Source organism: Spirosoma gilvum (assembly GCF_054776815.1).
Window position 1 is genome coordinate 84,335 of the sequence record NZ_BAAHBH010000020.1, and the last position, 18,962, is coordinate 103,296.

The 18,962-nt window shown below is 49.2% G+C and carries 15 protein-coding genes; 9 read left to right on the forward strand and 6 right to left on the reverse strand.

The genetic code is table 11. The features are described from left to right. Positions 1-31: 31 nt before the first annotated feature. Positions 32-583 (reverse strand): DUF4468 domain-containing protein, encoded by a 552-nt coding sequence (locus ACYVFD_RS33840; protein ID WP_461095017.1) that lies wholly within the window; start codon positions 581-583, stop codon positions 32-34. A 404-nt stretch (positions 584-987) separates the two neighbouring features. On the opposite strand from ACYVFD_RS33840, the gene ACYVFD_RS33845 reads away from it, so the two are divergent. The 6 genes from ACYVFD_RS33845 to ACYVFD_RS33870 all read left to right on the forward strand — a co-directional run bounded on the left by ACYVFD_RS33845 (position 988) and on the right by ACYVFD_RS33870 (position 6,272). Further along, positions 988-1,641, forward strand: a complete 654-nt coding sequence (locus tag ACYVFD_RS33845) for a hypothetical protein (protein WP_461095018.1) — start codon at positions 988-990, stop codon at positions 1,639-1,641. Between the two features lie 138 nt (positions 1,642-1,779). Next, on the forward strand, positions 1,780-2,688 hold the full coding sequence (locus ACYVFD_RS33850) for an alpha/beta hydrolase (protein WP_461095019.1): 909 nt from the start codon (positions 1,780-1,782) through the stop codon (positions 2,686-2,688). Positions 2,689-2,698: 10 nt separating this feature from the next. After that, positions 2,699-3,127, forward strand: coding sequence for a hypothetical protein (locus ACYVFD_RS33855; RefSeq protein WP_461095020.1), 429 nt, complete (start codon positions 2,699-2,701; stop codon positions 3,125-3,127). 118 nt (positions 3,128-3,245) lie between these two features. Next, positions 3,246-3,833 (forward strand): Crp/Fnr family transcriptional regulator, encoded by a 588-nt coding sequence (locus ACYVFD_RS33860; protein ID WP_461095022.1) that lies wholly within the window; start codon positions 3,246-3,248, stop codon positions 3,831-3,833. A gap of 109 nt (positions 3,834-3,942) precedes the next feature. Then, positions 3,943-5,043 carry a glycoside hydrolase family 130 protein gene (locus tag ACYVFD_RS33865; RefSeq protein ID WP_461095023.1) on the forward strand — a complete coding sequence of 367 codons (1,101 nt, stop codon included), beginning with the start codon at positions 3,943-3,945 and terminating at the stop codon, positions 5,041-5,043. 242 nt (positions 5,044-5,285) lie between these two features. Further along, on the forward strand, positions 5,286-6,272 hold the full coding sequence (locus ACYVFD_RS33870; protein WP_461095025.1) for a c-type cytochrome: 987 nt from the start codon (positions 5,286-5,288) through the stop codon (positions 6,270-6,272). Between the two features lie 295 nt (positions 6,273-6,567). Here ACYVFD_RS33870 and treY read toward each other — a convergent pair whose 3' ends face one another. Genes treY through ACYVFD_RS33885 form a run of 3 tightly spaced genes read right to left on the reverse strand, consistent with a single transcriptional unit; the run spans position 6,568 to position 12,977 of the window. After that, positions 6,568-9,321 (reverse strand): malto-oligosyltrehalose synthase, encoded by a 2,754-nt coding sequence (gene treY, locus ACYVFD_RS33875; RefSeq protein WP_461095026.1) that lies wholly within the window; start codon positions 9,319-9,321, stop codon positions 6,568-6,570. After that, the gene (treZ, locus tag ACYVFD_RS33880; protein WP_461095028.1) at positions 9,263-11,188 is read right to left on the reverse strand and encodes a malto-oligosyltrehalose trehalohydrolase; all 1,926 of its coding nucleotides are present in this window, start codon (positions 11,186-11,188) and stop codon (positions 9,263-9,265) included. The genes treY and treZ (ACYVFD_RS33880) overlap by 59 nt, the downstream gene beginning before the upstream one ends. Positions 11,189-11,243: 55 nt before the next feature. After that, positions 11,244-12,977, reverse strand: a complete 1,734-nt coding sequence (locus ACYVFD_RS33885) for an alpha-amylase family protein (protein ID WP_461095029.1) — start codon at positions 12,975-12,977, stop codon at positions 11,244-11,246. A gap of 199 nt (positions 12,978-13,176) precedes the next feature. Between ACYVFD_RS33885 and ACYVFD_RS33890 the strand changes: the two genes are divergently transcribed. Beyond that, on the forward strand, positions 13,177-13,866 hold the full coding sequence (locus ACYVFD_RS33890) for a DUF421 domain-containing protein (RefSeq protein ID WP_461095031.1): 690 nt from the start codon (positions 13,177-13,179) through the stop codon (positions 13,864-13,866). 7 nt (positions 13,867-13,873) lie between these two features. Beyond that, positions 13,874-14,563 (forward strand): DUF421 domain-containing protein, encoded by a 690-nt coding sequence (locus ACYVFD_RS33895; protein ID WP_461095033.1) that lies wholly within the window; start codon positions 13,874-13,876, stop codon positions 14,561-14,563. A 2-nt stretch (positions 14,564-14,565) separates the two neighbouring features. Here ACYVFD_RS33895 and treZ (ACYVFD_RS33900) read toward each other — a convergent pair whose 3' ends face one another. After that, a complete protein-coding gene (treZ, locus tag ACYVFD_RS33900; protein ID WP_461095034.1) occupies positions 14,566-16,425 on the reverse strand; it encodes a malto-oligosyltrehalose trehalohydrolase in 1,860 nt (619 codons plus the stop codon). 9 nt (positions 16,426-16,434) lie between these two features. Continuing rightward, positions 16,435-18,048, reverse strand: coding sequence for an alpha-amylase family glycosyl hydrolase (locus ACYVFD_RS33905; RefSeq protein ID WP_461095036.1), 1,614 nt, complete (start codon positions 18,046-18,048; stop codon positions 16,435-16,437). A gap of 289 nt (positions 18,049-18,337) precedes the next feature. Between ACYVFD_RS33905 and ACYVFD_RS33910 the strand changes: the two genes are divergently transcribed. Further along, a complete protein-coding gene (locus ACYVFD_RS33910) occupies positions 18,338-18,628 on the forward strand; it encodes a hypothetical protein (protein ID WP_461095037.1) in 291 nt (96 codons plus the stop codon). Positions 18,629-18,962: the final 334 nt, after the last annotated feature.

An 18,962-nucleotide genomic window follows, 5' to 3' on the forward strand; every position in this document is an offset into this window, starting at 1 on the left:
GCTCGTCCGCGATTCAATCGCGGACGAACCCTTAAAATGCTTTGTAATTCTTTACGTTTTCCTGAAGTGCAGACAGGGTGTTTTTTAGTTGCTTATCAAGTTCTGAGTACATAGCCTGAAGATCTTTATCGCCTTTCTGACAGTACAGTTCGATTGGGGTCGAACGGGAGTTTCCGGCTTCTTCCAGGGTGATCTGTGAGATGGTTGCCCGATATTTGCGATTGGTGCATTCGACAACAAAGCTGTATCGAAAGGAATAAACCCCACCGGCTGAATTTTCAGTACGGGGCAGCATGACGACCTGAGTGAGTCGGCCAACTAAATCGCCAGTTTCTTTGTCGCTGAGCGAAAATACATCGTTGGTCGAATGACTCGACTGCATGAGCCACAACCGGGCCCGACGGAATACATCGGCCTGCGATACACTACCGCAGTCTACCACCTCTGAGTAGGTAACCGTCTGATTCGTAACGGGCAAAATGCCGTGTAATTTTCCGTTGGACAGAACGGGTGGACACTGAGCCTGTACCGATCCGACAATAAAAAATACGGCTGCGATCAAAGTAAGAAAAATAGAGTTCATCGTTGTGTTGTTCGAGATTGTTGAATAACTGTTCAGCAGGGCACCTCTAGCTGTCTGAGTTGTTAAAAAAGAGGAAAGTTGCTTTTTGAAACCGATTCAAAAGTAGGGTGCAAGGCAGGTACCAGGCCAGCTTGAATTGGCAGCAGGTGGTGTTGAGGTAATAAATAGCGCGAAAACAACAGTAGGACGTATGGGCAGGTGTCATGCGCATCGGTCAGAGGATCCCTCTGTTAGGGTAATTATACAGTTCATCCGGCTCATTCGTCAGTTCACCCATCAGATCGTTTCGGGCATTGAGTTGACCTCGTAGTTTTGACGTATTGTAACGCGGTTGGAAACTCGCGATTTTGAACTATAATTCGCGGGTTTCCACCCGCGTTACAACAAGTCTATTGTTCAGAACTATGAAATCGGTTGGTATCCTTCTCTTTATCCTGATAAGCACTGTCTGTATGGGGCAGTATGTTCCATTAGGAGCCATTACCATGTGGACAGATGGTTATGTAGTGACGCTCCAGAATGATACCCTTCGCGGGCAGGTGCGAATCGGCATGCTAGTGAATGATTCTCCCGCCAGTATTGTCATGCGCACCAGCGATACGGAGAAAATCAAATTAAAAGGGGACAACCTGCGGCTGATTGCCCAGCGGATTCCCGATTTTGCCTATTCGACGGGCCATATTCCTCGTGGACGCGAACTGGTTATTTTTGAACGGGTGCCCAATCCGCGTCGAAACGGAAAGCCTATGTTACTGGAACGATTAACTCCTTTCTGGGGGAACATTGCCTTGTATTTTGATGCCGCAGGCTGGAAGAAAACGACCGAATATACGTTCGGCAATTTCACGATCAAGACCGACCATCAGGACTTTAGCTATATCGTGCTGAAAAATGGACAGGAAAGCTGGGTGGCTAAACGGGGAGATATGGAAGCCGTACATGACAAACTCTTTGGCGACTGCCCGGCCTTTATCCGAAACTACCCATCGGCTACCCGGCGAAACTGGCGCGAATTCGGCGAAATGGTTGCGTCCTATAATCAGCTCTGCACTAATTGAGCAACTAGCGTATGTGTGCGGTAAGGAGACGATTCTAAACCAGTTGGATTAAAAAATATTAATCCAGAACGTGGTTTTTGGGGTATATATTGGCATATAATCCATCTAGCTACCGCTATTCGTAGCGACTGATTCCTCATGAAGAGGTTGTCCAATATGTCCTTTTTGCGCTTGCTCTGGCAAATTCCCCTTGTACTGATTGTTCTTGTTTCCGTGCTGATATTGGTGAACGAATACGCCATTGCCCGCTCCAGCCGACGAACTAAAGATATTGCTTACCGCCCCACCAACGCACCTGGTTTTGATGCCGAGCGAAACATACTGGACATCTATACACCTACAGACGACCCATCCAGAGCGAAGCCCGTAGTTGTTTTTATTCATGGTGGTAGCTGGAACAGCGGTAATAAGGATTTGTATTCGTTTATTGGGCGTCGGCTGGCCAAGCAGGGCGTAGTGGCCGTGCTGATAAATTATCGATTGGCGCCCGCTGTTGAGGTGGCCGGTATGGCGGGCGACTGTGCGGAGGCTGTTCGTTGGGTTATGGAACACATTGCCGAATACGGTGGCGATACGGCCCGTGTCTTCCTGATGGGTCATTCGGCAGGTGGCGGCTTAGCGGCTCTGCTGGTTACCGACAGCCAGTTATTGGCCAGAGTAGGGGTAGCGCATGATTCAGTAAAAGGTGTCATTCTCGACGACCCGGCTGGACTGGATATGTTCGATTACCTCAGCCGAATGCAATACCCAAATGACGAACAATACCTGATCCCGTTTGGAAAGAAACCAGCCGGTTGGCGGAGCGTGTCGGCTTTGTATTCCCTGACGGCTCATACACCTCCTATGCTAATCTATGTAGGCGAGCAAACCTACCCGAGCATCATCAAAAGTACTAAACGATTCCTTCAACGGCTTGAAGAGCTGGGGGTTACCCATGAATTTACGATGATGCCTCATAAGAAACACGTCGGAATGGTCACGCAGTTGTTCTGGAAAAACAATATCATCTACCGCGACTTAGCTACCTTTGTCGGAGCAGGGCGTTGAAGAAGATACGATGAAAAAAGCATGTATTTTTCTGGGGTTAGTAGGGTTAAGTTTAAGCTGCGGGGCAGATGAGACGAATCAACGTAAACTGGAAAACAAGTTGCTCAAATTGACCCAGAAAGACCTGGAGGGCAAAACCTTTGAAGGAAAGCTGCAGATAAAATCTCCCGATCATCAAAAAAACAATTCACTTACTAAGGCGTACGAACAGGCTAAGCTGGCTTATCAATTCAACGCAAACAATCAGGTGTTTTACCAGATCAACCTGGGAGGAATGACCAACAAGTCAGCGTTTACATGGCATCTGAAAGGTGATTCGCTTACGTTTGAGCGGATGGAAAACGGGCAGATCAAAACCAAGCGATACTTCATTCAACGGACTAGTACGGGTTTGACGTTGGATAATGATGAATACCGATCCTATTTGACGCTGAAATAAGTAGGCGACAGAACCAGTACGTTTCTGTAATAGACCGATTTAGGGCTGCTGACAAAGTTTTTGTTTGATACGGCTTGTGCATTCTATCTTTACAGGGAAGCATCCTGGAAGATACGCCATGACCGACATCGACTTGCTGAAATACGCCCTACATGAATTTGCAGGTATCGACGAAACGGAGTTTGCCCGTTCACTGCCTTACTGGGAAAAGAAGCATTACCGAAAAGGTGAATTTTATAACGAGTACAAAAACGTGTGCAAACACCTTGGTTTTGTACTCGATGGCTTTTTCCGGGCGTATTGCGTACATGGCGAGACGGGGGAGGAAAAGAACGTTTTCTTCTTTTCGAAACATCAGGTCGTGGTGTCTTACAAGAGCTTTGTCAATCAGACGCCCTGTAATTATTACACCGAGTCGATGCTGGATTCCACCATTTTATACATCCACATCAACCACCTGACGCAACTCTATCAGCAGTCACATCAATGGGAGCGTTTTGGTCGGCTGGTGGCCGAAAAGGCGTTCAATATTGCCATGACCCGCACCGAAGACTTTCTGTTTCAGACTCCCGAACAGCGCTACCTCGATCTTATCACCCAACATCCTGAAATCTACAATACCATTCCGTTGTACCATATTTCATCGTATCTGGGTATTCAGGGGCCATCATTAAGCCGTATTCGCAAACGAATGGCTAGTCGATAACCTAAAATTGTAGCCAATATGTAAGATTTGTGTACCTTCCGTTTTTAGGAAAACCTTTTCTAAACCTTAGTCTAAAGCTCATTAACCTTTACTTAATTTTTTCTCCTTGATGAAGCGTTTTATTCTCCTATGCCTGATCGTACCCAGTGGCCTGCTGGCCCAGTCAAAACCCGAAAAACCCTGGATGCTGGGCCCGTTTCAAAAAGCCAATACAGAAAACCCAATTTTATCGGCAAAGGCTACGACCACCTTCGATTGTCCGGTTCGTAAACAAGCCATCCATTGGGAAGAGAAAGATGTGTATAACCCGACTACGGTTGTGCGAGACAACAAAGTGTTTATGCTGTACCGGGCCGAAGATACCGTTCGGACTGTGGGCGGAACGTCGCGGCTGGGGTTGGCCGTCAGTGCAGATGGGATTCATTTCAAACGGATGCCCAAGCCAGTATTTTACCCCAACAACGACCCCATGAAAGTTTACGAATGGGAGGGAGGCTGCGAAGATCCGCGCGTGGTGGAGAGCCCGAATGGCGTCTATGTCATGACGTATACGGCCTACGACGGCGACAAAGCCCGACTCTGCGTAGCCACATCACGAAACCTGACCGACTGGCAAAAACAGGGACTCGCGTTTGGGGAGTTTGATAACGGAAAGTATAAAAATACCTGGTCGAAATCAGGGGCCATTGTCTGTAAACGAATAGGAGACCGGTTTGTCGCTCAGAAAATAAACGGTAAATACTGGATGTACTGGGGCGATCAGCCTCAGCTTCGGATAGCCTCTTCCGACGACCTTCTGCATTGGACGCCACTCGAAACCGATGGCGGCCAGCCTGTTGTCGTTGCGGAATCGCGGAAGGGTAAACACGACGTTCGTCTGCTTGAGCCGGGGCCGTTTGCTATGTTTACGAAGAAAGGTATTCTGTTGATTTACAATGGGATGAACGATGCTAAAAACGGCGACGTAAACTTACCCGAAGGCGCTTACGCAGGTGGGCAACTGTTGTTCGATGCGGCCAATCCAGCAAAGCTTCTGGATCGCTCGGAAGCTCATTTTATTAAACCTGATCAGCCTTATGAGATGGAAGGGCAGGTAAATCAGGTCGTTTTTCTGGAGGGTATGGTTCCCTTCCATGGCAAATGGTTTCTCTATTACGGTACGGCTGATTCGAAAATTGGTGTAGCTACTGCACCACAATCATTGAGATAGTCAATCAGCATAAGCTTCCCATGGTTGCAGCTCACTACTGCGTTTGCCGGTCAGTCTATCAATGAGTTGTTCGCGGGGTGTATGGCAGAGGTGGTTACTCAGCAGGTAGTCTGATCAAGAAGGGTGCAATAATCGACCGTTCAATAAACGAACGCGATTATTTTGTTTCTGATTTGCTATCTGATGTTGATTGTCAATAATTTAATCCCCTAAAACCTCAAATCTTTTTGACCAGATTGTTTATGAAGAAGGCGTTAAAAGTAATTGGTATTGTACTCGGTGTGGTTGTGCTGGGTGTGGTTGGTGCGATGGCGTATGTGAAAATGGCATTGCCTAACGTGGGCGATGCACCAACTCTTAAAGTGGATGCGACTCCGGCCCGTGTTGCCCGGGGTGAGTACCTGGCCAATCACGTAACCGTTTGTATGGACTGCCACAGTACCCGCGACTACACGCTCTTTTCGGCTCCTTTAGTGCCCGGAACATTGGGGAAAGGTGGGGAAATGTTTAATCAGCAAATGGGCTTTCCAGGTGCGTTTACGTCGAAAAATATAACGCCTTCCGGCATAGGTAACTGGACCGACGGCGAAATTTACCGGGCCATAACGACCGGTGTTAGCCGCGACGGACATGCGTTTTTCCCGGTAATGCCTTATCCGTACTATGGTAAAATGAACGATGATGATGTACAAAGCATCATTGCGTACCTGCGTACGCTGAAGCCCATCGATAGTAAGCCTGCTGAATCGAAAGCCGATTTTCCGTTCAACTTTATTTTGAACACTATACCTCAAAAAGCAGAGCCAATGGCCATGCCAGATACGACGGATGAATTAGCTACGGGTAAGTATTTGGTGATGATCGCAGGCTGTGTCGAGTGCCATACACAGGTCGATCAGGGACGGATTATTCCCGAAAAATCGTTTGCGGGTGGCCGCGAGTTTGCGATGCCCAGCGGAACGCTCTACACGGCTAATATTACGCCAGATAAGGAAACAGGCATTGGTGGATGGACAAAAGAGGCTTTCATCGCACGATTTAAGACATACGGCGCTGACTATAAAGCCCATAAAGTAGGGTCAACTGATTTCCAGACTATTATGCCCTGGACCATGTATGGCGGCATGAAAGAGAAAGACCTGGGCGCTATTTATACATACCTCATGTCTATTAAACCAATTTCCAATAAAGTAGCGGACAAGTTCAAGCCGCGCGTAGCCATGCGTTAATCGCCGTTTTTATTGATTTTTCTTTCTACCGAGACTGTTTGAACTTTTCCTGATTAACTCCAGGACGTGTTTTTTTTGTCATTCCGACCGAAGGGAGGAATCTCAAAGTTCCTCAATAAGTGGGCTTGAGATTCCTCCCTTCGGTCGGAATGACAAAAAAACACTCATTTTTAGCTTAGTTTAAACGGATTTCACCGCTAAGTCGCAAACGGCTTTGTAGGGACAAAAAACCATATAATCCAAACCGCTCGGATATAAGAAACCTTACGGGGCAGGTTTTAGAACCTGCCCTCACTCATTTTCTGACTAATTTAAGTACACCCAGAGGCAAATTCGCAAATACCTCCGCCACCGAAATGCCAGTAGCTACTATCCCGGTTGCCTTCGTTAACCGATGCTCCCAATGGGTTGGCGCTTCATCGGGCAATAGAATTCGGGTGTCGTTCCAGTCGACAGAAATCGGGTTGGTTTGCTGATCGCGACACAGGCGGGCAATGCCCATCGGGACAGCGATCACGTACCAGTTCTGGGTATCGTGCCGGGCAAAAGCCAGTATATGCTCCTGATAGCGCCCTTCTACCTGCAAGGAAATGTATTGAGCATTGACAAAAAGATCTGGCTCCTGCCGACGTTCCTGTAACAGTGTATAGACCAGCCAGAGTTTGATCTGGCCAGTATATCGACTTTGCCATAACTCCGACCAAAGGTTGTCACGGCCGCGAGTTAGTAACTCTTCCAATGCCTGACAGCGTTGGTCGAAATCGACAGGACGGCGGTTGTCCGGGTCAACCATGCTTAGGTCCCAGCCTTCGCAACCCTGATACACATCGGGTAGGCCGGGACACGTACATTTGAGTACTACCTGCGCCAGCGAATTGATTATGCCCAGATCAGCAATATCCTGATAAAAAGCTTCGAAGCGGCTCCAGAAGGGCCGTTGGGTATTCAGCAACTCACGGGCGAACGACTTAGTCGCTTCTTCATACGCTTCGTTGGGGGTGTCGTGGGTCGAATAGCGTTTGGCTTCCCGAAGTGCTTTTTGTAGATATTCGTCCAATCGTTCGGGAAAATCCTCGCCATCCTGCCCCGGCATGGGATAGGCACCTACCAGTGTCTGATAAATAAAGTATTCGTCATTTGGGTCGGGTGCGTCAATGGTGGTCGACTCGCCTGACTCGTCTAGCTGTACCTCTACTTTAGCCGGACCATTTAGTTTCTGCCAGGCTCGTACTTCGTTGATCCACTCATCAGCCAGGTCGGTCAGTACGTTCAGGCGGCTTCGTACATCTTCACCCCGTTTGGTGTCATGCGTTGAGGTAGCGTTTAGGGCCAGGGGCCATTTGGCTTGCCGGTCGATCATCTTCTGGTGGAACTCATCGATGGTCAGACCGAAATAAAGGGGAGAGTCCCCCACTTCGTCATGCCCGATAAAGCGTGTGTAGGTGTACATCAGCGTATCTTCCACGCCTTTGGCCATGAGTGGACCCGTAAACTGCATACAGCGTTGATAAAACCGGAGTGCACGCTCATTGTAAGCCTGGTCACCCATAGTCGGTTTGGTCAGCAACACATCTTCCAGCAGATCTGCAGCCGCCGTCAGTCGGGATTTAACCTGTCGTATACGGTCGAAAATGGCCCGAATTGCGTCAGCTTCTGAGGTGTCGAGTGGCAGTCGGTTTCCATAGTACCGATAAACGGGGCATTGAACCAAGAATTCACCAATGGTTTCTTTCAGGGTGTCGTCGGGCAAGCTAGCCAGTTGGTCTTCGCTGACCAATTGAAGTTCGCTAAACAGGTGGAACAGATTGTCCAGCTCACCGCCCATGTGCTGAAAAAGAATATAAGCCTTTTTGTCGTACAACTCCCGGCGAACCACTTTTCGCTCACCTAATAACTCCTGATAGAACTGGGTGAAACGTTGCTGACTGCTGGTTCGGGTCAGCAGGTTATTGACAATAGAAAGAAAGCCGTAGCCAGTCGCGCCCTGAATGGGCCAGTGGGCCGGTAAGTCTTCATCATCTTTCAGAATTTTTTCAACGATGATATACGCGTCTTCGCCTGCTAGCTGGCGTAACCGTTCCAGGTATTGGCTGGGATCGTAAAGACCGTCGATGTGATCGACACGCAAGCCCTGAAATACGCCCGATTCAAGCAGGTTTTTGGCGTGCTTATGCACATGATCGAATACGGGCTGGTGCTGGATGTTCAGACAGATCAGGCTATTGACCGTAAAAAAGCGTCGGTAGTTGATTCGGGAATCGGTTTCTCCGTAAAAGCACAGTCGATACGTCTGCTCATCAGCTAGTTGCTGTAACCGATCCGGGTTTTTATTTAGGGCTTTCAGGCAGTTTGTCAGAAAGGATTGATTCGCAGACCGACGCAGCCATTCGTCCAGCTTTATCTGCAACGCTGTGCAATGCAGGGCATAGGTAGCTGGATCGGTTAGCCCATCCAGTTCCGTTAACTGTGCCAGAAAGTTCTGAACAAGTTCAGGTGGTTGCCGATCCGAGGCTTGCAGGATTGTTGCGTACGAGCTTAGGTGGATCGGATAAGCCGTATCGAAGTACAGGAATACGAATCGTTGATTCTGATACGCTACCGTGAGTTCACCTTTTTCGAGTACTTCATCCAGCGAATTACCCAGAAATGGGACCATCAGCCGACCGTGATGATGTGGGCTGGTCCAGTCGATGTCGAAGAAGGTACTGTAGAGTGATAAAGGCCCTTTTTCCAGCACGTCCATCAGCCAACGATTGGCCGGATGAAACGCCATATGATTCGGGACAATATCCTGTAGCCAGCCGATACCTCGTTGAACTAACTGTTGATGAATGCGTCGCAGGTCATCTTCGGTGCCAATTTCAGGATTAATTCGCTGCGGATTGACGCCATCGTAGCCATGCACACTCCCCGGAACGGCCTCAAAAATGGGCGATGCATACACTGTTTTGACACCTAATTTGTCGAGATAAGGGATAAGTTTTTCAAAATCAGTGAAGGTAAAGTCCTTGTGAAATTGGATTCGGTACGTTGAAATGGGATTTTTCATGACCCAGGGCATAAATAACAATAGATTCAGGTAGTAGCGTAATGGGAGTCATCCCCGACCAGGCGTCAGGGGCTGAGCCCGCGACCGATTGGTGATCGGGTTGCCAGGTATCGTCGGTCGAATCGAGCAGTTTTTGCCAATCGGCGCTGGCCTGTTCAATAGTCGGGGTGATGGTTTGCGGCTGGTCCGAAAAATTCATCAGGCACAGCACATGCTGATCGTCGTGCCAACGATGCAACAGCAATGCCTGCTGATCGTCGTACGAGACGACATCCAGTTGGTGCCGGTTGAGCCTGCGAAGGGCTGGTAGCTGCTGACGCAACGCAATCAGGGTCTGGTAATACCGCAGCATGGTCTGGTGAGGCTCCTGACTAATGGACTGCCATTGTAGTTTGGTCTTCAGATACGTAGCTTCGTCCTGTGGGTCAGGTAGTTCATCGGCGTCGGAGTGGACGTGTGAAAACTCTTCTTTTCGACCCTGCCGTACAGCTTCTACCAGCTCTGGTTCGGAATGATAGGCGAAATAAAAGAAGGGTGCCGTTTCTCCCCATTCTTCGCCCATGAACAGGAGCGGGACATAGGGACTGACCAGCACCGCCCCGGCCAGCAGCTTGGTCATCTCGAAACTGAACAATTGACTGGATCGTTCGCCCAGCATCCGATTGCCTACCTGATCGTGGTTTTGGGAAAAGACAATGAACTGTTGACCCGGATTTGTTTCGGCCTTGCAACCGAATAACTTCTGCCGAACTTCCGAGAACTGACCATCATATACGTAACCTTCCCGGTACGATTTCGCCAGGTGAGGAATACCATCAAAATCGGCATAGTAGCCAGTTTTTTTCTCGCCCGCTGCTACCCGTAACGAATGATGAAACTCGTCTGTCCACTGGGCATCCATGCCATACCCATTTTCCGATAATGGATTGATAAACCGGGGATCGTTGAGATCGCATTCGATGAGCAGATAGTGCCGTCGGCCGGTGGTTGCCATGAGTTGATCTACCTTCTGGCGAAGCTCCTGAAGAATGTGAACCGCGCTGAAATCTTTGATGGCATGTACAGCATCCAGACGAAGGGCATCAATATGAAAATCGCGTAACCACATCAGCGCATTTTCGATGAAGAAATGCCTAACCCCATCGCACCAGGCATCGTCGAAGTTGACCGCATCGCCCCAGGGGGTACAGTATTTGCTGGTCAGATAGGGCCCAAACTGCGGTAGAATATTTCCACCGGGGCCAAAGTGGTTATAAACAACATCCAGTATAACGGCAATACCTTTAAAGTGGCAGGTATTGATCAGGTGCTGAAGACCTGCATAGCCACCGTAGGAGTTCTGAGCAGCAAAGGCATACACACCATCGTAACCCCAGTTGCGATGATCCGAAAACTGAGCAATGGGCATGAGTTCAATAGCCGTCACGCCCAGCGATTTCAGGTAATCCAGTTTGGCTTCCAGACTGGCGAAGGTGCCTCCGGACGTAAAGGTGCCGGTATGAATTTCATAGATCAGGTAATCCTCCAGCGCCGGATTCACCCAGCTTTGATCTTCCCAGAAAAAACGGTTGGTGTCCACTGCCTGCGAAGGGCCATAAAGACCTTGTGGTTGCGACAGAGAAACTGGGTCGGCATATTCATCTTTATCATTCAACAGGACGGTATACAGATCGCCCGGACAAATCTGATCAGTTTTGGTTTTCCAGTAGCCTAAACCAGCCTGAGTCAGTGGAACTGTTCCTGAACGTTGATGAACGTTGATGGCCACCTGGTTGGCGAGCGGTGCCCAAATAAGCACGTCGGCACAGTCTTTTGTCGGAAAAGTGATTCCAAGTGAACGTTTGTTTACGAATAATGGCGGTAACATGCTGAAAAAGTGTTTTTACACGGAGCGTTTATCAGAAATCCTGGATCATAGACCGCTAGCGCAGCCGATACCAGTGCGATTCATAGCCTGACAACTGGATCGGGACTTTTCCGTCTTTCGATAAGGGCTTCAATGACTGGTCCGTTAAATTGACTAACTGGCCATTGACGCTCTGTTTCATGTTTAACTCGCAGGATTGGGGCTTTGGGCTGAAGTTATGCGCGATAATGAGAGAATGGCCCTGCCAGTTGTACCGAATAGCCAGCACATAATCGGAGTTGGTATCCAGCGTTTCCCATTGGCCCCACCCAATTTCCGGACATTGTTTTCGCAGCCGAACCAGTCGGCCAATTTGATTCAGCAGTGATGAAGAGTCCGCTTGTTGCGTAGCCACATTGACCTGCTGGTATCGGTAAGGTCCCTGGCTAATGATCGGTCGTACGGGGTTGGATGAGGTAGAGAAACCGGCACTGGGACCAGTGGACCATTGCATGGGCGTTCGGATGGATAGGCGCTCTTTCAAACTAAGGTCATCGCCCATACCAATCTCTTCACCGTAGCGAATGACGGGCATGCCCGGCATCGAGAACAGCACGTTGTAGGCCAGATTAATGAGCTTGCGGTCGGTCAGCATAGGAGCCAGTCGCCGACGGATGCCCCGATCGTAAAGCTGCATGGTGGTGTCGGGTCCGAACCGTTCGTACACTTTTTGTCGTTCATCGTCGCTTAAGCGGCCCAGGTCAATTTCGTCGTGATTACGCAGGAAAAAGGCCCATTGTGCCGTTGGCGGAATGTCTCTGGTGGCGTCCAGGGCTTTCCGAAACAGGTTGGTTTCGCCGGTGGCCAATGTGTAAAACAAATGCTGATTGGCGAAAAAATTGAACATCGTCTGCATGTTTTGGCCATCGTTGCCGAAGTATCCCTGCTGTTCTTTAGGATCGACGTTGGCTTCACCCAGCATGATGGCATCTTTTCGGTGCCATTGAATATACTGGTGCATCTGGGTAATGATGTCGAACTGATGCTGGGGTTTGTCGGGATCGAAATCGGCATTGGCAATTTCGATCAGGAACGGAACCGCGTCGACCCGGAACCCGGCGATACCTTTGTCGAGCCAGTGCCTGATAATCTTCCGCATTTCGCGCTGTACCACCGGATTCTGCATGTTCAGGTCGGGCTGAAACTCATAAAAGCGATGGTAGAAATATTCACCGGCCTGTTTGTCGAACGACCAGACATCCTTTTGTATGCCCGGAAATACCATGCCTTTGTCCCATTTTTTGGGTCGTTCCTTGGCCCATACATACCAGGATCGATAGGGCGATGTCGTGCTTTGACGAGCCTGGCGAAACCAGGGGTGTTCGTTGGACGTATGATTGGTAACCAAATCCATCATCACCCGCATGCCCCGTTGGGTAGCTTGCTGCATAAACTGATCGAAATCGTTTTCGGTACCCAGCCGCTTGTCGATCCCATAAAAGTCTGAAATATCGTAGCCGTCATCTTTGTTTGGCGTAGGTTGAAACGGTGCGAGCCAGATGGTTTCGACACCAAGGTTTTTGAGGTAATCCAGTCGTTGCGTTAACCCGTTGAAGTCCCCAACGCCATCCCCATCAGAATCCTGAAACACTTCAACATCGACACTGTACAGCAAGTCATTCTTATACCACAACTCCTGAATAAAATCGGTCGGGATGGGTGCTGGTGGCGTTTTTTCGGATTCGCTTTCGTCTTTTTTCTGACAGGCGACCAGAAGGCCAAAACAGGCAAGGATGAACAGTTTTTTCATGAAGGCACATTGAGAATATCTGTCCTACCAACTGTTTAATGAGCTATAGTGTTGGTCAATGGACCGATTAATTGCCTGATTCTATGTTAGGGTAAGGTTAATTCTATAAGATATATGAATAAACTAACAATGTTCAATTGATTGGCTAATAATCTCTTTGATGTTAAATCAATTCGGGCCTACGAAAAGTTAGGTGGGCATGAAAAAGGAGGACATTCATCTGGGCGATTGGCAGCGGATTTTGATCGGTGATGCCCCTGCCGAGTTTTTATTGGAAGTACTTATACGGACGGCTCTGATCTATGTAGCGTTGCTGATCATCATGCGGTATCTGGGTAAGCGCATGAACGGACAGCTAACCATTCTGGAACTATCGGTTATGCTCACCCTGGGGGCCATTGTATCGGCCGCCATGCAGTTGCCCGATCGGGGATTGTTGCCGGGTGTGCTGGCTTTGCTGTGTTCGCTATTCTTTCTTCGAGCAACAAATTGGGTAGGGTTTAAGCGTAGTAAAGCGGAGAAATTGATTCAGGGAACCGAAACCGTTCTGGTAAAGGATGGTATCATTCAGCTAGACAAGATGGCCGAGAACCGACTGTCGCATCAACAGATCTATACGGCATTACGAACCGGAGACGTGTACAATCTGGGGAAAGTAAAGCGGCTATATATGGAAGCTTACGGCATGTTCAGCATCTATCAGGACGAGAAAGGCAAACCGGGTCTGTCGGTTTTGCCACCCGCCGACCTGGCTATTCAGTCTATTCATCGGCATCCCGATCCGAAGTATCTGGCCTGCTCGAATTGTGGTAATTCGGTGCCTGCTTATACCCAACCCGGTGAATGCCCTAGCTGTCATGCCAACGACTGGGTAGAGGCTGTTCTCTAACATACTTATGAAAAAGGAAGATATTTTTCTGTACGATTGGCAGCGGATTCTATTTGGGGAAGTACCTGCCAGCTTTTACCTCGAAATCCTGTTTCGAGCGGCTGTAGTTTATCTGATTCTGGTTGTATCGATGCGGCTTATGGGCCGACGGATGTCAGCCAAATTAAGCCGAAATGAAATGGCTGCCATGGTGTCGCTGGCGGCTGCTATTGGCGTACCCATTCTGGACCCAAGCCGAGGACTCCTGCTAGCGGTGATTATTGCTACTGTCGTCGTGTTTATCCAGCGGATTGTGTCGTATTGGGCGGCTAAAGATCAGCGATTTGAAGCCTCATCGCAAGGTGATAATCGGGTGCTGGTGCAGAATGCGGTGATGCAACTGGATAATATGGAAGAGTCGCGCGTGTCGCGTGAGCTACTGTTTGCGCAGCTCCGTTCGAGTGGGTTAGTGCATCTGGGGCACGTCAAACGGCTTTATATGGAAGCGAATGGAGCGTTTACGCTCATTTCGGAAACGGACCCTAAACCGGGCTTGTCGGTGCTGCCGGAATGGGATACCGATTTTATAAACGAACAAAAAAAGGTTGCCACTCAACAGGTATGCAACCATTGTGGCAACCAACAGCCAGACTCCGCAGACAAAGCCCAACCCTGTAGCAATTGCGGCCATCAGGAATGGGTAACCGCCCTGGAATGAATTTATCGCCAGTCGTTGGATAAATGGCCTGAATAGAGGGTTACACTCCAGGGCGCCAGGTTAACCGTTTGGCCGGGAGTTAACTGGTTGGGCAACAGGGCTACATCAGTCTGGTTGGTCTCCTGCCATTGGGTTTCTTTCGAGTCCAGTTGCTTCTCCCACTGGTTGACCCAGTCTGGCATGGTGTACGAAACGTTGTTGTCTGAAAGATTACACAGGATCGTACCATGCTGCTGTCCATCAACAGTTTGGCGGTGTAACACAAGACCCGATTGCCCCAGTACAGTAACCCGGATGTCGTTCTTGCTAACATTACGCAGTGCCGGTATTGATTGTCGTAATTCGATCAACCGTTTATGCCACGCCAGCATAGTAGCATGTCGGCCTTCGGTTCGGGTATGCCACTGTACTTTCGACTGCGTAAATGTGGTTTCATCGGCTGGGTCGGGTAGTTCGGCATCACCAATGAATTTGCTGAAATCTTTCTTACGGCCCTCCCGTACCGCTTTGAGCAGTTCGGGATCAGTATGGCTCACGAAGTAATAGAAAGGAGACTCATCGGCGTATTCTTCACCCATGAACAACATCGGAACATAGGGCGACAGGAGCATGGCAGCCGCAGCCACTTTCTGACGCTCGAAATCAACCAGCAGCGATAACCGTTCCGTGCCAAGCAGATTGCCGACCTGATCGTGATTGAGGTTGAATACAACGAACCGGTCGCCGGGAATGCCTGCTGATGAACGGCCGAATTTACGCTTGCGAAAGGATGCGTAATCGCCACTCGCCACGAAACCATCGGTATAAGCTTTGGCCAGTTGTTCCATTCGCCCGAAATCGTGATAGCGTTCGCGGCCGGGTTTGTGAATCAACACGTGTAGCGCATGGTGGAAATCGTCGAGCCATTGCGCGTCGAAGCCATACCCACCTAAGTCGGGCGATTGAATCACACGCGGACTGTTCAAATCCGTTTCAGCCACCAGATAGAGCGCCCGGCCCAGTCGTTCTTCCAGATAGGCTACCTTGTTATGTACCAACTCCCAGATGTGGACAGCGCCCATGTCGAACACCTCATGAATGGCATCGAAGCGCAGACCGTCGACGTGATACTGTTCAAACCAGAAGAGCGGGTTGTTTGAAATATAGTCCCGTATTCCATCCGACCATTCCCGGTCGAAATTGATGGCATTGCCCCAGGGAGTATGGTATTTGTCGGTAAAGTACGGACCGAATTGCGTGAGATAATTACCTTCGGGGCCCAGGTGATTGTAAACAACATCCAGAAAAATAGCGAGCCCACGTGCATGACAGGCATCAACCAGTTTTTTTAGCCCGGTTGGTCCACCATACGAGTGCTGAACTGAATACGGATATACGCCATCGTAACCCCAGTTGCGACCTCCCGGAAACTGGCTAATTGGCAACAATTGCAGAGCATTTACGCCCAATTTTGACAGTTCATCGAGCCGGCCGATGATGGCTTCAAAGGTACCTTCGGGCGTAAACGTACCGACATGTATCTGGTAAAAAATCAGGTCGTGAAATGGTAACCCACGCCAGTCTGCATCCTGCCAGCGATAAGCCGCGTGATCAACCACTTCGGATGGACCGTGCACATCCTCGGGCTGGAAATGAGATGCTGGGTCCGCAAAACCGTCCTGGCCGTCGAGTCGATAAAAATACCGGGTACCGGGTTCAACCCCGTCGACTTCCAGCCGGAAATAACCCCATTGATCGCAGTGCATGGGTAACTCCCGTTGAGTAGGGTGGACAATATGCAGGGTTACTGATTTACGTTTGGGTGCCCATACCGTAAATACACAGCGTCCCTCACCGGTATACGTTGCTCCAATTGACTTCATGTGTTCTATTTACTCGTCGATTAATCGTACCAACAGACCCTCATCGCCACTAAGGCTAATGCTATCGCCCACCTCAACCTCTTCCCATTCGGGAGCCGTTGCGATCTCTACGATGCCTTTGAGCGCACTGTCTTTAGCCTTAAAATGGGCAGGCTGGTGACTTAGGTTTAGCAGGATAAGGAAACGGGGATGGCCTTCCAACTGACGGATATAGGCGATCAACTGCGAGGTGGCATAAACGGGCACGTAATCACCTACCATCAACGATGGTTCCTGTTGCCGTAAACTGATTAGCCGTTTGTAAAATGAGAGGATTGAAAACGGATCTTCATCCTGTCGCCAAACATTTTCACGGGCGAAATTGCGGGCTACTCGCAGCCACGGTTTGCCTTCTGTAAAGCCCGCATTGGGAGTTTTATTCCACTGCATAGGCGTTCGACCGGGATCGCGGCTTAGGTTCTTATCAGGCATGTTCAGCCCCTGCGGGTCCTGCACTTCATCGAAGGGAATTGGTACGTCGCGCATCCCGATTTCTTCGCCATAATAAATGGTTGGTGTGCCTCGTAGCGTCAGGAGCAGCAGGGCCGCATTACGAGCCTGTTCGGCACCGACCCGGCTCGTAATGCGGGGCTGATCGTGGTTGCCCAGTACCCAGTTGGGCCAGCCGCCTTCGGGCAAAATACCTTCGTACTGGTCGATGGTGGCCGCAATCTTCTGAGCATCCCAGGGGAGTAACAACAGTTGGAAGTTGAAGGGTAAGTGTGCCCCCTTGCCATCGATACCGTAATAGGTAACAAGTTGATGGATAGGGAGGTAGATTTCACCAATAAGCAACCGTTCGGGATATGAGTCGATAACCTGCCGCATTTTCACCACAATGTCATGCACCTCCGGCTGGTCGGTGGAGTAGACCGGCAACAGTTGCTCATAGGTCGCCATATACGGCTGATAATCTGGATTGATGGGGTTGTCGCGGAAGTTTTTGTCCTTAACCATGTGCCACATCACATCCACCCGGAATCCATCGACACCTTTGTCCAGCCAGAACCGCATGACGTTCAACATAGCTTCCTGCACTACCGGATTGCGCCAGTTGAGATCAGGCTGCTCCTTCAGAAAGGCATGGTAATAATACTGACCACTAGTTTCGTCCCATTCCCAGGCACTACCGCCAAATACGCTGAGCCAGTTGTTCGGTGCCGACCCATCGGGGTTGCTGTCGTGCCAGATAAACCAGTCGCGTTTGGGATTGTCGCGCGAGGAGCGGGATTCGAGAAACCACGGATGTTGATTCGAGGTATGATTCGGTACAAGGTCCAGAATCAGTTTCATTCCCCGGCTGTGAACACCAGCCAGCAATTCATCGAAATCGCTTAGCGAACCAAATATGGAATCCACATTCTGATAGTCGGCAATGTCGTAGCCGAAATCGGCCATCGGAGAAGGGTAGATGGGCGAAAGCCAGACGGCTGTAATGCCCAATTGGTTCAGATAATCCAGCCGTTTCAGAATGCCCTGAAGGTCGCCAATTCCATCGCCATTACTGTCCTGAAAGGATCGCGGATAAATTTGATAGATAATACCTTCCTGCCACCATAAGTAGCCTGGGTTGTTTTCATTCATGGCATTGAGTCGTTACTAATGGGTATCGTAGACCGTCTAACACATCGTCTTATGAAACCGCTACTTATATGCCTTAATAAATGCCGAACGACCACTTTTGTTTGCCAGATAGGCTCAAAAGCTTATTACGTGCTGAAACTGAGGAAGTGGCAGTCGTAACGATGGACAGAAAATGGCATGTTGTAGATAGGCAGCCCTGGTCAGGACCTTTTCGTTTTGCTAATTCAAACGGACTAGATACGTCTGGGGTCTTAAGTCAATAAAACAGTATAACCACATTCACCTCCCTATGATAATCGATCAACAGAATGCAGCGGTCAATCAGCACACCTTAGCGGATATTCACTTTACCGGCGTTTTTATTGGGGTACTCAAGCAGCCCAGCCGACGTATTAATTTGTTTTACTGGAACCGATTTCTGATAGAAATCCACTGCGAATTTGAGCACCAGCAATGGACACCCAGTAAGATCAATCATGTCCTGAGAACAGATGCGTATATGGATTCATTAAAATTCAATCTGACACAGGCACAGTTTTGCAAACTTCAGGATACCATTCGTAGTCTGGAAGTTAATTGAATCAGGTTCTCATATTTTCCTGATAGGCTAATCACAATTTAGCCAATATGATGATCAGCTTCAAATACAAATCACGAACCTATGTCTACCGGTCAAACTGTTTATCTTGCAGCCCTACTACTTTCCGTGCCCTTTCTAGTTTTAGGGCAAAAAGTAGCTAACTCAGAGTTAACAACCAAAGTAATCAACCTCTCCAATAGGACATTTAGTACACTGTAAACTAAGTTTTCTTGTATTTTAGGTTTTCAGGATTGACCTTCACATACTGGCTGTTCATGGTATCTCTGGCTTTGTCCACCGTGAACTGCCAGTGAATCTTGACCTGCTTCTGATT

What these genes read in the sequence shown, in the direction of transcription:
- ACYVFD_RS33910 (WP_461095037.1), top strand. Translation starts at nt 18,338, where the DNA reads ATGATAATCGATCAACAGAATGCAGCGGTCAATCAGCACACCTTAGCG.
- treZ (WP_461095028.1), bottom strand. Translation starts at nt 11,188, where the DNA reads ATGTTACCGCCATTATTCGTAAACAAACGTTCACTTGGAATCACTTTT.
- ACYVFD_RS33855 (WP_461095020.1), top strand. Translation starts at nt 2,699, where the DNA reads ATGAAAAAAGCATGTATTTTTCTGGGGTTAGTAGGGTTAAGTTTAAGC.
- ACYVFD_RS33895 (WP_461095033.1), top strand. Translation starts at nt 13,874, where the DNA reads ATGAAAAAGGAAGATATTTTTCTGTACGATTGGCAGCGGATTCTATTT.
- treY (WP_461095026.1), bottom strand. Translation starts at nt 9,321, where the DNA reads ATGAAAAATCCCATTTCAACGTACCGAATCCAATTTCACAAGGACTTT.
- ACYVFD_RS33850 (WP_461095019.1), top strand. Translation starts at nt 1,780, where the DNA reads ATGAAGAGGTTGTCCAATATGTCCTTTTTGCGCTTGCTCTGGCAAATT.
- ACYVFD_RS33840 (WP_461095017.1), bottom strand. Translation starts at nt 583, where the DNA reads ATGAACTCTATTTTTCTTACTTTGATCGCAGCCGTATTTTTTATTGTC.
- ACYVFD_RS33860 (WP_461095022.1), top strand. Translation starts at nt 3,246, where the DNA reads ATGACCGACATCGACTTGCTGAAATACGCCCTACATGAATTTGCAGGT.
- ACYVFD_RS33865 (WP_461095023.1), top strand. Translation starts at nt 3,943, where the DNA reads ATGAAGCGTTTTATTCTCCTATGCCTGATCGTACCCAGTGGCCTGCTG.
- ACYVFD_RS33890 (WP_461095031.1), top strand. Translation starts at nt 13,177, where the DNA reads ATGAAAAAGGAGGACATTCATCTGGGCGATTGGCAGCGGATTTTGATC.
- treZ (WP_461095034.1), bottom strand. Translation starts at nt 16,425, where the DNA reads ATGAAGTCAATTGGAGCAACGTATACCGGTGAGGGACGCTGTGTATTT.
- ACYVFD_RS33885 (WP_461095029.1), bottom strand. Translation starts at nt 12,977, where the DNA reads ATGAAAAAACTGTTCATCCTTGCCTGTTTTGGCCTTCTGGTCGCCTGT.
- ACYVFD_RS33905 (WP_461095036.1), bottom strand. Translation starts at nt 18,048, where the DNA reads ATGAATGAAAACAACCCAGGCTACTTATGGTGGCAGGAAGGTATTATC.
- ACYVFD_RS33845 (WP_461095018.1), top strand. Translation starts at nt 988, where the DNA reads ATGAAATCGGTTGGTATCCTTCTCTTTATCCTGATAAGCACTGTCTGT.
- ACYVFD_RS33870 (WP_461095025.1), top strand. Translation starts at nt 5,286, where the DNA reads ATGAAGAAGGCGTTAAAAGTAATTGGTATTGTACTCGGTGTGGTTGTG.